The 12,817-nt window shown below is 60.0% G+C and carries 13 protein-coding genes; 12 read left to right on the top strand and 1 reads right to left on the bottom strand.

Going from position 1 to position 12,817, the window contains the following annotated elements:
- Positions 1-16 precede the first annotated feature (16 nt).
- The 4 genes from ACOI8A_RS00910 (at position 17) to ACOI8A_RS00895 (ending at position 5,219) form a co-directional block, all read left to right on the top strand.
- Entirely contained in the window at positions 17-1,018 is a 1,002-nt protein-coding gene (locus ACOI8A_RS00910) for an ATP-binding protein (RefSeq protein WP_420649145.1), read from the top strand.
- A complete protein-coding gene (locus tag ACOI8A_RS00905; protein ID WP_420649215.1) occupies positions 1,000-1,674 on the top strand; it encodes a vWA domain-containing protein in 675 nt (224 codons plus the stop codon). The genes ACOI8A_RS00910 and ACOI8A_RS00905 overlap by 19 nt, the downstream gene beginning before the upstream one ends.
- Before the next feature lie 48 nt (positions 1,675-1,722).
- Entirely contained in the window at positions 1,723-3,369 is a 1,647-nt protein-coding gene (locus tag ACOI8A_RS00900; RefSeq protein ID WP_420649144.1) for a phospholipase D-like domain-containing protein, read from the top strand.
- A gap of 290 nt (positions 3,370-3,659) precedes the next feature.
- A complete protein-coding gene (locus ACOI8A_RS00895; protein WP_420649143.1) occupies positions 3,660-5,219 on the top strand; it encodes a TerC family protein in 1,560 nt (519 codons plus the stop codon).
- Between the two features lie 85 nt (positions 5,220-5,304).
- Here ACOI8A_RS00895 and ACOI8A_RS00890 read toward each other — a convergent pair whose 3' ends face one another.
- Entirely contained in the window at positions 5,305-5,781 is a 477-nt protein-coding gene (locus ACOI8A_RS00890) for a thioredoxin domain-containing protein (protein ID WP_420649142.1), read from the bottom strand.
- Between the two features lie 337 nt (positions 5,782-6,118).
- Here ACOI8A_RS00890 and ACOI8A_RS00885 point away from each other — a divergent pair, with 337 nt between their 5' ends.
- From ACOI8A_RS00885 to ACOI8A_RS00850, 8 genes are all read left to right on the top strand, one after another.
- Positions 6,119-6,967, top strand: coding sequence for a transporter substrate-binding domain-containing protein (locus tag ACOI8A_RS00885; RefSeq protein ID WP_420649141.1), 849 nt, complete (start codon positions 6,119-6,121; stop codon positions 6,965-6,967).
- A 51-nt stretch (positions 6,968-7,018) separates the two neighbouring features.
- Entirely contained in the window at positions 7,019-7,681 is a 663-nt protein-coding gene (locus tag ACOI8A_RS00880; protein WP_420649140.1) for an amino acid ABC transporter permease, read from the top strand.
- Between the two features lie 9 nt (positions 7,682-7,690).
- Positions 7,691-8,353, top strand: a complete 663-nt coding sequence (locus tag ACOI8A_RS00875; protein WP_420649139.1) for an amino acid ABC transporter permease — start codon at positions 7,691-7,693, stop codon at positions 8,351-8,353.
- The gene (locus tag ACOI8A_RS00870) at positions 8,350-9,138 is read left to right on the top strand and encodes an amino acid ABC transporter ATP-binding protein (protein WP_420649138.1); all 789 of its coding nucleotides are present in this window, start codon (positions 8,350-8,352) and stop codon (positions 9,136-9,138) included. The genes ACOI8A_RS00875 and ACOI8A_RS00870 overlap by 4 nt, the downstream gene beginning before the upstream one ends.
- Positions 9,139-9,169: 31 nt before the next feature.
- Positions 9,170-9,559, top strand: a complete 390-nt coding sequence (locus tag ACOI8A_RS00865) for a RidA family protein (protein WP_420649137.1) — start codon at positions 9,170-9,172, stop codon at positions 9,557-9,559.
- A gap of 200 nt (positions 9,560-9,759) precedes the next feature.
- The gene (locus ACOI8A_RS00860; protein ID WP_420649136.1) at positions 9,760-10,524 is read left to right on the top strand and encodes an IclR family transcriptional regulator; all 765 of its coding nucleotides are present in this window, start codon (positions 9,760-9,762) and stop codon (positions 10,522-10,524) included.
- Positions 10,525-10,562: 38 nt separating this feature from the next.
- Entirely contained in the window at positions 10,563-11,780 is a 1,218-nt protein-coding gene (locus ACOI8A_RS00855) for an amino acid deaminase (RefSeq protein ID WP_420649135.1), read from the top strand.
- Positions 11,780-12,715 (top strand): sugar kinase, encoded by a 936-nt coding sequence (locus ACOI8A_RS00850; protein ID WP_420649134.1) that lies wholly within the window; start codon positions 11,780-11,782, stop codon positions 12,713-12,715. The genes ACOI8A_RS00855 and ACOI8A_RS00850 overlap by 1 nt, the downstream gene beginning before the upstream one ends.
- The last annotated feature ends 102 nt before the right edge of the window (positions 12,716-12,817 follow it).

The raw sequence follows: 12,817 nt of genomic DNA, 5'->3' as shown, positions 1-12,817 counted from the left end.
GACAGAGAACCCGCAAATGACCGAAACCCCACATTTCCCGCTCTCCGCCGTGGTCGGCGCCGACGACTTGAAACTCGCTCTGTACCTTACCGCCATCGACCCGAAAATCGGCGGCGTGCTGATCGAAGGCCCGCGCGGCATGGCCAAATCCACGCTGGCCCGAGGCCTCGCGGACCTGCTCGCCAGCGGCCAGTTCGTCACCTTGCCCTTGGGCGCCACCGAAGAACGTCTGGTCGGCACCCTCGACCTCGACGCGGTCCTGAGCGAAGGTCGTGCGCAGTTTTCCCCCGGTGTGCTGGCCAAGGCCGACGGCGGCGTGCTGTACGTCGATGAAGTGAATCTGCTGCCGGATCACCTGGTCGATCTGCTACTCGACGTCGCCGCTAGCGGCACCAACCTGATCGAGCGCGATGGCATCTCCCATCGGCATTCGGCGAAGTTTGTACTGATCGGCACCATGAACCCGGAAGAGGGCGAGTTGCGGCCGCAACTGCTCGATCGCTTCGGTTTGAACGTTGCGCTCAGCGGCCACACCGTGCCGACCGAGCGTGGACAGATCATCCGCCGTCGGCTCGATTTTGATAGCGATCCGCAGGCCTTCTGCACGCAGTGGGAAGCCGAACAACAAGCCTTGCGCGAACGTTGCGAAAACGCTCGTAACGCGTTGGCAAGCATTCCTCTGGATGATCAGGCGTTGGCGGCAATCACCGAGCGTTGCTTCGCTGCTGGCGTCGATGGATTACGCGCCGATCTGGTGTGGCTGCGTGCCGCCCGGGCGCATGCGGCTTGGCGCGGCGCCGAGGCGATTGCCGAACAAGACATCGATGCTGTCGCCGAATTCGCTCTGCGTCACCGTCGTCGTGAGCAACAAACGTCCAGTGCGCAACCACCTGCGCAATCCCCGTCCAACGCCCAGAGCAACCCGAGCGATGGCCAAGGCCAGTGGGGTGAAATGCCCGCCCCGGCACTCGCCACCGGCGCCCGCCGCGAAGTGCCGAGCTGGCCAAAAAAGCCCTAGGCATTCGCCCCCGATCCGACGCGGGGGCGAATGCCAGACCCCGTGCCGGGCGCCTGGATAACGGCCGACAAGGCAAGCGTCATACCGCTCGCAGCGGTTCAGTGAATTGGCCCGGCACCTTGCTCAATGGGCGGCCGACAGTGCGTGCGGATCTGCTGTTCCAGTTGCGCACGCGCACGCCGCATGAATTGTGGCTGGTGATCATCGATGCCTCGGCCTCGACCCGCCGGCATCGAGCCTTGAGCGATGCCAAAGGGTTACTCGCGCAACTGTTCGACGACGCTTACCGGCAACGCGCGCGACTCGCGTTGTTGACCGCCAGCGGAGCAGCGCCGAAATGGCAGGTACAGGGACTGAAAGCGTCCAAAGATTTAGGCGTGTGGCTCGATGGTTTGGGCGCGGGCGGCGGCACGCCGTTGCTGGCGGCGTTGAGTCAGGCCGAACAATGGCTGACGCTGCGGCGCAAGCGCTTTCCGGCCGAGCAGCAGCGCTTGCTGGTGGTGACGGATGGACGCTTGAAGGATCTGCCAGCGCTGCCGGTGCTGGACTGTCCGGGGTTGTTGATCGATATCGAACGCGGGCCGATTCGGCTGGGGCGAGCGCAACAGTTGGCGACTGCGCTGGCTGCCGATTACCGGCACATCGACGATTTGTAAAGCGTTCGCGGCTATGCTGCACCCCAGCCAATTCACAAGGAGTGAAGCATGCGCGTAACGGTCACCAATCCGCAGGATGATTTTCGCGTCAAAGCCTACGCCGGTACTAACGGCGTGCTACTGGCCATGGACCTCGCCGAACCCCGGCGCAAAGGCTTGCTCGGATTTGCCATCGAGAAGCAGCAGGGCGCCAAGCCGTGGCTGTTTCTGTTCAACAGCCTGACGTTTCCCGGCAAGGCCCACACTTTCCCGCAATTTCACGCGACGCCGAGTGATCTGGCGCCGCTGCAAAAATTCCGCTGGGCCGATTACGCGGTCAATCCCGGGATGACCATTCACTATCGCGTGCACCTGGCCTACGGCACGCCGGATGCGCCGCAACTGGGTGAATCACTGGAGCTGACCATCAGCTCCGATGATGGTTATCCAGCCAATCAAAGCGTGATCTTCAATCGCGCCGTAGCGGCGAGTCAGGCGTTCCAGCGCAAGTTTCCCGACCTTGATGCGCAGATCAGCGCCAACAAGAACATGCCCATAGAAGCTTGGCCGGACGCCGCCCGCCAATGGCTGGAGAACGGCTTGCTCGGGCGGCTTCAGGGGTTTATCGAGCGCGCCGTCGACGGCCAGTGGGCGCTGGACATCGCGATCTACGAGTATCAGTTGCAAGCCATCGTCGATACGGTGAATGCCGCGTTCGAGCGCGGGGTGCAGGTGCGCGTGCTGTATCACGCCAAGCTCGATGACGAAGACACGTTGATCAACGAGGCCAGCCTTGCGCAGTTACCCGCAGCGAGCAAGCGCGGGCGCGTTACGCACAACATCTTTCATAACAAATTCATCGTCCTCAGTCGGTTTGACGCCGAGGGTCAACGCCAGCCGCAAGCGGTGCTGTGCGGCAGTACCAATTTCACTGCCAACGGCGTCTACCGTCAGGCCAACGTGGTGCATGTGCTGGATGACGCTGCAGTCGGCGCCAGTTACCTGCAAACCTTCGAACAGATCTGGGCCAAACCGGATGACATCGGCGCCACCCGCGACTGGATCACCGCCAGCAACCCGATGGACCCGGCGCAGCCGTTGTTTGTCGGCTTCTCGCCACGCACGGGCGGCGGTGATTTGCGTGAATTCGTCGAGATCATCGAAGCAGCGAAAAAAGACTTGCTGTTCGTCACCGCATTCAGTTTGCCCGACGCGATCCTCAACGCCTTGCTCGGCCAACCCCACGACGACATCCTGCGCTACGGCCTGCAAAACACCGTCAGCCGCATCACCGGTTTTCACGCTGATCGCACTGCCGAATTCGCTGCCACTGCATTGCTCAACACCGGCCTCGAAGGCTGGCTGCGCGAGAACATGAAAGGCCAGAAGGGCAATCTGCTGGTGCATACCAAAGCGGTAGTCACCGACTTCACCACAGACGCGCCGACCATCATCAGCGGCAGCCACAACCTCAGCGCCTCGGCCAGCAACGGCAATGACGAGAACTACCTGATCATTCGCGGCGACACCGATCTGGCGGATCGCTATGGCCTGGAATTGCTGAGGTTCTATGAGCATTACCGCTTTCGCTATTTCGCGAAGAAACTTGCTTTGAAACAGGTGAGTCCATTAGCGCTGGATGATCGTTGGACGAACGATTATTTCACCGAAGGGGATTTACGGAAGTTGTCTCGATTGCGATTTGCAGGGCGTTGAATACCCTGGAGCTTCCAAAGGAAATACAGATTTTGAAATGATTTCAGACTGTGGGGAGAGTCACTACAGCCTGTACGCTCCAAGGCCATTTTTCTTTCAGGATTTGCATGAACACCGTTTTGGAGCCTCCCAGTTATTCATTCCCCTCGCGCCATGGCGCGGTCTTGACGCACTCGCAGCATCCAGTTTTCCGACTCCCGTCTATGGTTGATGGCGCAGCCCTCGAGCTTTCGCGCCGCGCTTTGCCGTGTCCGGCAGCCTGAATTCACTGAGAGAGATCGAGACAATATATGGAATGGTTAGCGGATCCCACGGCCTGGCTGGGCCTGGCGACATTGATCGTGCTGGAACTGGTGCTGGGTATCGACAACCTGGTGTTCATCGCAATTCTCGCGGACAAACTGCCGCCGCATCAGCGCGACCGTGCGCGGATTATCGGCCTGTCGCTGGCGTTGATCATGCGTCTGGGCCTGCTGGCGAGTATTTCGTGGCTGGTCACCCTGACGCAGCCGCTGTTCGAGGTGTTTGACAAGAGCTTCTCCGGCCGTGACCTGATCATGCTGTTCGGTGGTGTGTTCCTGTTGTTCAAAGCGACCATGGAGTTGCACGAACGACTGGAAGGCCATATCGGCCAACGCTCGACCAATGCTGCTTATGCGCTGTTCTGGCCAATCGTCGCGCAGATCGTGGTGCTGGATGCGGTGTTCTCGCTGGACGCGGTGATTACCGCCGTGGGCATGGTCGATGAGCTGTCGGTGATGATGATCGCCGTGGTGGTTTCCATCGGTGTGATGATCGTCGCCAGCAAGCCGCTGACGCGCTTCGTCAACGCGCACCCGACGGTGATCATGCTGTGTCTGGGCTTTCTGATGATGATCGGTTTCGCCCTGACCGCCGAAGGTTTGGGCTTCCACATTCCGAAGGGCTATCTGTATGCGGCCATTGGTTTCTCGATCCTGATCGAGGTGTTCAACCAGATCGCCCGCGCTCGGCGCAAACGTTCGATGCAGGGCTTGCGGCCGATGCGTGAGCGTACGGCGCATGCGGTGCTGAGCTTGTTGGGCGGGCGCAAGATGGCCGAGGAAGACGTCGGCGAGGAAATTTCCGACTTGCTGGACGACGGCGAGAAGCCTGCTGCGCAACTGTTCGACCGCCGCGAGCGGGTGATGATCAGCGGCGTACTGCAACTGGCCGAGCGCCCGATCCGCACCTTGATGACCGTGCGTGCGGATGTTGATTACATCGATCTGGCCGATGATGCCGAAGCGATTCGTACACGACTGATGCATTCGTCCTACTCGCGCTTGCCGCTGATTCGCAACGGTGCGGTGGATGAACCGTTGGGCTTCGTGCATAAAAAGGAACTGCTCAAGGAGTATCTGGCCGGCCACGAGCCGAACCTTGAACACCTGGCGCGCAAACCCCTGAACCTGCTCGACAGCTACTCGATCCTTAATGCGCTGGAACAGATGCGCGCGGCATCGACGCATATCGCGTTCGTGGTCAACGAATTCGGCGACTTCGTCGGCGTGTTGACCATGACCGACATTCTCGAATCGATTGCCGGTGAACTGCCGGACGCGAGCGAAATCGCCGGCCCGGACGTGGTTGCGGAGCAGGGCGGGTACATGGTCAGCGGCGCGTTGAACTTGACGCGCATCCGTCAGCACACCGGGTTCGGCGCGGAACCGACTGAGGATTATCAGACCTTGGCCGGGTTGGTCATGAGCCTGCTGGATCGCTTGCCGATGATTGGCGATCGACTGCAACACGATGGCTGGCGCATGACCGTGGTCGCGGTGGAAGAGCGGCGGGTTACGCGCGTGTTGTTGGTGCGTGAGGCGGCGTAAGGCACCGGGAGTACGTTGTGCCCGTGCGGCCCTCATCGCTGGCAAGCCAGCTCCCACAGGGGGCAGTCGTTCACAGAATTTGTGCTCACCGCCAGACATTGTGGGAGCTGGCTTGCCAGCGATGGCGATCTGTCAGGCGCCGCTCACCCCGTGCGCGTGAAATGGTGCAAAGGTTAATCAGGGCATGACGAAGCCAGCGCGAGTCGTGCTTTGGTTCACTTTTCATGACAGGCCGTCTGGTCTTACCGAGAAACTGAGTGAAATCTTGTTGGAGAGTTTCGTCTGTACCAATTCCCTTGAGCTTTTTGCGGAGTACGCCTTCCTCATAAAACAACACGGTCGGCGTCCCCGTGACATCCGGATGCCGAGTTGAATGCTCGGTATCGAGCATGAAGATATCCATCCACGGCCGGAAAGGCTTGGCGATATCGAGGAATATCGGGCCAGAAAATTCGCAGGCGCCGCAGTGCTTGCTAAAGAAATACAAGACGACGTGACGCCGCGCTTTCAGGACCTTCTTGTATGTCGGTGGCAGCAATGAATAGGGGGTCGGCTTGGTCATTGGAACCTCTTTGTTCCATGCGCGAGACACAGCGACGGTAGAGGAACAGCGGTCGCGGCCGCAACTGTCAGAGTTGACAGGTGCAGCGTCCGTGCAATTGTGCTGCGCGCACCATGATGTGACCCGAATACCCGCAGTGTGTAGCCCAAAGTAGCGCAGTGAGATGTCGCCTTTGGTTACACCGTTTTGGGCGTTACTCCCATCCCTTTGATTCAAAACAACATTCAATCCACTACAGATTCCCGTCGATTCCTGTGGCACACTTTCTGCCGTCTATTCCGTTGTGACAAACCGTGTTCCGGTATAGCGGAATAAACATCATTTTGGAGTGCTTGCCATGCATCGCCGACTTTCCTTGTTCAAAACCTGTGTGTTTGTTCTCGCGGCTTCGTCCGCTTTCATGGGCGCGGCCCAAGCGGCAGAGGGCAAGCTTGATGCTGTGCTGGCCCGTGGCAAATTGATTGTGGGCACCGGCAGCACCAACGCCCCTTGGCACTTTCAGGGCGCGGACGGCAAGTTGCAGGGTTTTGATATCGACATCGCCAGGATGGTGGCCAAAGGTTTGTTCAACGACCCGAGCAAGGTCGAGTTCGTGGTGCAGTCGTCCGATGCGCGGATTCCCAATCTGCTGACCGACAAGGTCGACATGAGCTGCCAGTTCATCACCGTCACCGCCAGCCGTGCGCAGCAAGTGGCATTCACGCTGCCGTACTACCGCGAAGGCGTCGGCCTGCTGCTGCCGAACAACAGCAAGTACAAGGAAATCGAAGACCTGCAGGCCGGCGGTGACGGCGTGACCGTTGCCGTGCTGCAGAACGTGTACGCCGAAGAACTGGTGCATCAGGCGCTGCCCAAGGCCAAGGTCGATCAGTACGACAGCGTCGATCTGATGTATCAGGCCGTCAACTCCGGTCGCGCCGATGCCGCTGCCACCGACCAGTCTTCGGTCAAATACCTGATGGTGCAGAACCCGGGTCGCTATCGCAGCCCGACCTACGCCTGGAGCCCGCAAACCTACGCTTGCGCGGTCAAACGCGGCGATCAGGACTGGCTGAATTTCGTCAATACGGCGCTGCATGAAGCCATGACCGGGGTGGAGTTCCCGACTTACGCGGCGTCGTTCAAACAATGGTTTGGCGTGGACCTGCCATCGCCCGCCATCGGTTTCCCTGTCGAATTCAAATGATCCCGTGAGAGTGGGGCGCTCTGATGTGCCCCGCTCAAGGTACTGCCGACCATGAACTATCAGTTGAACTTTGCCGCCGTGTGGCGCGATTTCGACACCTTGCTGGCGGGGCTCGGTCTCGGCTTGCAACTGGCATTGCTGTCGATCGCCATCGGCTGCGTGATCGGCCTGCTGATGGCGTTTGCCTTGCTGTCGAAGCATCGCGCCTTGCGGGTGCTGGCATCGGTGTATGTGACGGTGATCCGTAACACGCCGATTCTGGTGTTGATTCTGTTGATCTACTTTGCTTTGCCCAGCCTCGGAATCCGCCTGGACAAGATCCCCTCGTTCATCATCACCCTGTCGCTGTATGCCGGGGCGTACCTGACCGAGGTGTTCCGTGGTGGCTTGCTGAGCATTCCCAAAGGTCAGCGCGAAGCGGGCCTGGCCATCGGTCTCGGCGAATGGCAGGTTAAAGCTTACGTGACCGTGCCGGTGATGCTGCGCAACGTGTTGCCGGCGCTGTCGAACAACTTCATTTCGCTGTTCAAGGACACCTCACTGGCCGCCGCGATTGCGGTGCCGGAGCTGACTTATTACGCGCGCAAGATCAACGTCGAGAGCTACCGGGTGATTGAAACCTGGATGGTCACCACGGCGTTGTATGTCGCGGCCTGTTACCTCATTGCCATGCTGCTGCGCTATCTCGAGCAGCGACTGGCGATCCGCCGATAGGAGGCCGCAATGTACCAATCTCCCAGTTGGTTAAACGAGTTGTGGATTGCCCGCGAAACCCTGTGGCAGGGCTTTTTGACCAGCGTGCAAGTGTCGGCGCTGGCGATTTTGTTCGGCACCGTGCTTGGCGTATTCGCCGGTCTGGTGCTGACTTACGGCAAGTTCTGGATGCGTGCGCCGTTTCGTTTGTACGTCGATCTGATTCGCGGTACGCCGGTGTTTGTACTGGTGCTGGCCTGCTTCTATATGGCGCCTGCACTCGGATGGCAGATCAGCGCGTTTCAGGCTGGCGCATTGGGGCTGACGCTGTTCTGCGGCTCGCACGTCGCGGAAATTGTGCGCGGTGCATTGCAGGCGTTGCCGCGCGGGCAGATGGAAGCGGGCAAGGCCATCGGCCTAACGTTTTATCAATCGCTCGGTTACGTACTGTTGCCGCAAGCGCTGCGGCAGATACTGCCGACCTGGGTCAACTCGTCCACGGAAATCGTCAAGGCTTCGACCTTGCTCTCGGTGATCGGCGTGGCCGAGTTGCTGCTCAGCACCCAGCAAATCATCGCCCGCACCTTTATGACCCTGGAGTTTTACCTGTTCGCCGGTTTTCTGTTTTTCGTCATCAACTACGCCATCGAATTACTCGGCCGGCACATTGAAAAGCGGGTGGCTTTGCCATGACTCAGACTGATATTTCCAACGCGCAACCGCTGCTGGACATTCGCGGCCTGCACAAACAATACGGCGCAGTCGAAGTGCTCAAAGGTGTCGACCTGAGCATGCAGCGCGGCAACGTGGTCACGCTGATCGGCTCCAGCGGTTCGGGCAAGACCACGCTGCTGCGTTGCGTGAACATGCTTGAAGAATTCCAGGGCGGGCAGATCCTGCTCGACGGCGAATCGATCGGCTATGACGAAAGCAACGGCAAGCGCGTGCGCCATGCAGAAAAAGTCATCGCCCGTCATCGCGCAATGACCGGCATGGCGTTTCAGCAGTTCAACCTGTTCCCGCATCTGACCGCGTTGCAGAACGTCACCCTCGGGCTGCTGAAGGTGAAAAAACTGCACAAGGACGAAGCCGTGGCGCTGGCCGAAAAATGGCTCGAGCGTGTTGGCCTGCTGGAGCGGCGCAATCACTTTCCCGGTCAGTTGTCCGGCGGTCAACAACAGCGCGTGGCGATTGCCCGGGCGATTGCGATGAACCCGAGCCTGATGCTGTTCGATGAAGTCACTTCGGCCCTCGATCCGGAACTGGTCGGCGAAGTGCTGAGCGTGATCAAGGGCCTCGCCGAGGACGGCATGACCATGTTGCTGGTGACCCACGAGATGCGTTTCGCCTTCGAGGTCTCGGACAAGATCGTTTTCATGAATCAGGGGCGGATCGAAGAGCAGGGGCCTCCCAAGGAACTGTTCGAACGCCCGCAATCGCCGCGGCTGGCGGAATTTCTCAAAAGCACGCGGTTTTGACTTTTCACTTTTTCGATCAGGAGCAACATTCATGAGCATTACTCGATACGGCACCGGCAGCACCGCCGCTGGCGGCCAGCCACGGCCATTCGCCCGCGCGGTTGAAGCCGATGGCTGGTTGTACGTTTCCGGTCAGGTGCCGGCGGTGGATGGCGAGATCATTGTCGGCGGCATCGTCGAGCAGACGCACCAGACCATGAAGAATTTGATCGCGATTCTCGAAGAGGCCGGTTATGGCCTCGAAGACGTGGTACGGGCCGGGGTGTGGCTGGACGATCCGCGGGATTTCTCGAGTTTCAACAAGGTTTTTGGTGAGTACTTCAAGCCTGAGCATGCACCGGCTCGGGCCTGTGTGCAGGCGAGCATGATGGTCGATTGCAAGGTTGAGATTGACTGTATCGCGTACAAGAAAAAGGTTTGATCGCTTGAGGAGTCCCTCACCCTGGCCCTCTCCCGAGGGAGAGGGGACTGATTTGTATCGATGCAGATTTTTGCGCTAGACAAAGACGTTTGCATCAATGCGGTCAGGCTCCCTCTCCCTCGGGGAGAGGGCAGCATTCTCACTGACACAACACCAAGGCCCAGTTACCATCCCGGCATCTTTTATGGGAACCCAATGAAATGACCGAAGACACCATCAAACGCCGGGCTCGCGGTCTGGATCGGGCGTTCGATATCCTCGATTTTCTCAAGGAGATCGGCCAGCCGCTGCGCCCGAACGACATCGCCAACGGCATCGGCAGCCCGAAATCCACGGTTTATGAACTGGTCGCTTCACTGCTGGAACGACGGATTCTCGAGCCGGTGGGCAAGGACGGTCACGTCTATCTCGGTCGCCAGTTGTACTTCCTCGGCCAGGCGCATTTGCGTCACTTTGATCTGAGCCGCGAAGCCGACCACGCATTGCAGGAGATCGTCAGCCAGACCCGCGAAACCGCGCAGATGTGCCTGCTCAACGGGCGCAAATATACGGTGGCACTGATGAAGGAGGGCGAGCGGCATTTCCGCATTTCTTCCGACATCGGCGAGAACGCGCCGATCCCGTGGACGGCGTCCGGGCGCCTGCTGCTGGCGCATCTGAGCGACCAGCAGATCATCGACCTGATCGACCCTGACGACTTCATTTTGCCCGGTGGCGAACGCCTGCCGCTGAACACGTTTCTGCAGGAAATCCGTCAGGCCGGCATCGACGGTTTTTTCTCCTTCGATAGCGTCGCCGACACCTTTACCCATTGCTTCGCCGCCCCGGTCAAAGACCCGAGCGGCGTAGCCATCTGCACCCTGTGCATCGTCGCCCCGCGCGCCGATGCCAAAACCCATTACGAAGACTATCGCCGGGTTCTGATCGAGAGCGCCAACAGCCTCGCCCGGCGGATCAACGAATAACCGCGCCGCTTGCCGGCGCGACTGTGAGGAGTTTGACCATGACGACTGCCAACAACTCTGCTGCCGTGAACAAGGGCGATGCCGCAATCGGCGCGCAACTGGTGCACGATGTCCGCCTACCGGCGCTGGTGCTGCACCGCGAAGCACTGGAGCACAACATCCGCTGGATGCAGAAATTCGTCAGCGACAGCGGCGCCGAGCTCGCGCCCCATGGCAAAACCAGCATGACTCCGGCGCTGTTCCACCGCCAGCTCGACGCCGGTGCATGGGGCATCACTCTCGCCAGCGCCACGCAGACTCAGGCCGCATACGCCCACGGTGTGCGCCGGGTATTGATGGCCAACCAATTGGTCGGAGCGCCGAACATGGCGCTGATTGCCGACCTGCTGGCAGACCCGACTTTCGACTTCTATTGCATGGTCGATCACCCGGACAACGTTGCGGACTTGGGTGCCTATTTCGCCGCGCGCGGCGTTCGTTTGAACGTGATGATTGAATACGGCGTGGTGGGCGGCCGTTGCGGGTGCCGCAGCGAACAGGAAGTCATCGAGCTGGCCAAAGCGATTGACGCCCAACCGGCGCTGGCGCTGACCGGGATTGAAGGTTACGAAGGTGTGATCCATGGCGATCACGCGGTCAGCGGTATTCGTGAATTCGCTGCCTCGCTGGTGCGACTGGCAGTGCAGTTGCAGGACAGCGGCGCGTTTGCCATCGGCAAGCCGATCATCACTGCGTCGGGTTCGGCGTGGTACGACTTGATCGCCGAATCCTTCGAGTCACAGAACGCTGGCGGGCGTTTCCTCAGCGTGTTGCGTCCGGGCAGTTACGTGGCGCACGACCATGGCATCTACAAAGAAGCGCAATGCTGCGTGCTCGACCGCCGCAGTGATTTGCACGAAGGCCTGCGTCCGGCGCTGGAAGTCTGGGCGCATGTGCAGTCGTTGCCGGAACCGGGTTTTGCGGTGATCGCTCTCGGCAAACGCGATGTGGCGTATGACGCCGGGCTGCCGGTGCCGTTGCTGCGCTACAAGGCTGGCGTGCTGCCGGCGGTGGGTGAGGATGTCGGCGCGTGCAAAGTCACGGCGGTGATGGACCAGCATGCGTTCATGAGCGTGGCGCCGGGTGTTGAACTGCGCGTCGGTGACATCATTTCCTTCGGCACTTCGCACCCGTGCCTGACCTTTGACAAGTGGCGCACAGGTTTGCTGGTGGATGAGCAACTGGCAGTGATCGAAAGCATGGAAACCTGCTTCTGATGAACACCCTCAGCACTCTGGGGCCGAACGCCCCGCGCATCGCCCTGATCGGCGAATGCATGATCGAACTGCAGCAACGTGCCGACGGCAGTCTGCAACAGAGTTTCGGCGGTGACACGTTGAACACTGCGGTTTATCTGTCGCGTGCCATGGGCGACCACGCGCAGGTCGATTACGTCACGGCGTTGGGCGACGATAGCTTCAGCGACGCCATGTGCCGCATTTGGGCTGATGAAGGTATCGGCCTGGAACTGGTGCAGCGCTTGCCCGGGCGTTTGCCGGGTCTGTATTGCATTCAGACTGACGCCGCCGGTGAGCGGCGTTTTCTGTACTGGCGCAACGAAGCTGCCGTGCGCGATTGCTTCACTACGCCGGCCGCTGCACCGATTCTGGCGGCGCTACCGGATTACGACGTGCTGTATTTGAGTGGCATCACCCTCGCGGTAATGGGTGCGCAGGGCCGCGAGAAACTGATCGAGACTTTGATCGAGGCCCGCCAGCGGGACGCGCGCATCGTCTTCGACAACAACTTCCGGCCACGCCTGTGGGCTTCGCCGGAGGAAGCGCGGGCGGCCTATCGCAGCGTTTTGCCGCATGTCGATCTGGCGTTGTTGACGCTGGAGGATGAGCAGGCGCTGTTTCATTTCTCCAGTTGCGAGGCGGTGTTCGACGCCTACGCGCAGATCGGCACGCCGGAAGTGGTACTCAAGCGTGGCGCCGAGGCGTGTTTGATTCGCTGTGGCGGGGAGTCTTACGAGGTGCCGGCGCAGAAAGTCGAGAAGGTCGTCGACACCACGGCGGCGGGGGATTCGTTCAGTGCGGCGTATCTGGCGCGGCGGTTGCTGGGGGGCAGTCCTGTCGAAGCAGCAGAGGCTGGGCACCTGCTCGCGAGCCAAGTCATCCAGGTTTCCGGAGCACTGATCCCCAAAGCCTGAAACACAAACCCGGTAGGAGCTGCCGAAGGCTGCGATCTTTTGATCTTGTTCTGCAAAAAAGCAAAGTCAAAAGATCGCAGCCTCGTTTCACTCGACAGCTCC

It is taken from the genome of Pseudomonas sp. P4795, assembly GCF_048822895.1.
Taxonomy (GTDB): Bacteria; Pseudomonadota; Gammaproteobacteria; order Pseudomonadales; family Pseudomonadaceae; genus Aquipseudomonas.
This window is presented reverse-complemented; position numbering and strand designations above follow the sequence as displayed.

Coding starts and splice junctions, on each gene's coding strand:
- ACOI8A_RS00850 (WP_420649134.1), top strand. CDS start 11,780: ATGAACACCCTCAGCACTCTGGGGCCGAACGCCCCGCGCATCGCCCTG.
- ACOI8A_RS00900 (WP_420649144.1), top strand. CDS start 1,723: ATGCGCGTAACGGTCACCAATCCGCAGGATGATTTTCGCGTCAAAGCC.
- ACOI8A_RS00875 (WP_420649139.1), top strand. CDS start 7,691: ATGTACCAATCTCCCAGTTGGTTAAACGAGTTGTGGATTGCCCGCGAA.
- ACOI8A_RS00870 (WP_420649138.1), top strand. CDS start 8,350: ATGACTCAGACTGATATTTCCAACGCGCAACCGCTGCTGGACATTCGC.
- ACOI8A_RS00860 (WP_420649136.1), top strand. CDS start 9,760: ATGACCGAAGACACCATCAAACGCCGGGCTCGCGGTCTGGATCGGGCG.
- ACOI8A_RS00880 (WP_420649140.1), top strand. CDS start 7,019: ATGAACTATCAGTTGAACTTTGCCGCCGTGTGGCGCGATTTCGACACC.
- ACOI8A_RS00865 (WP_420649137.1), top strand. CDS start 9,170: ATGAGCATTACTCGATACGGCACCGGCAGCACCGCCGCTGGCGGCCAG.
- ACOI8A_RS00885 (WP_420649141.1), top strand. CDS start 6,119: ATGCATCGCCGACTTTCCTTGTTCAAAACCTGTGTGTTTGTTCTCGCG.
- ACOI8A_RS00895 (WP_420649143.1), top strand. CDS start 3,660: ATGGAATGGTTAGCGGATCCCACGGCCTGGCTGGGCCTGGCGACATTG.
- ACOI8A_RS00855 (WP_420649135.1), top strand. CDS start 10,563: ATGACGACTGCCAACAACTCTGCTGCCGTGAACAAGGGCGATGCCGCA.
- ACOI8A_RS00910 (WP_420649145.1), top strand. CDS start 17: ATGACCGAAACCCCACATTTCCCGCTCTCCGCCGTGGTCGGCGCCGAC.
- ACOI8A_RS00890 (WP_420649142.1), bottom strand. CDS start 5,781: ATGACCAAGCCGACCCCCTATTCATTGCTGCCACCGACATACAAGAAG.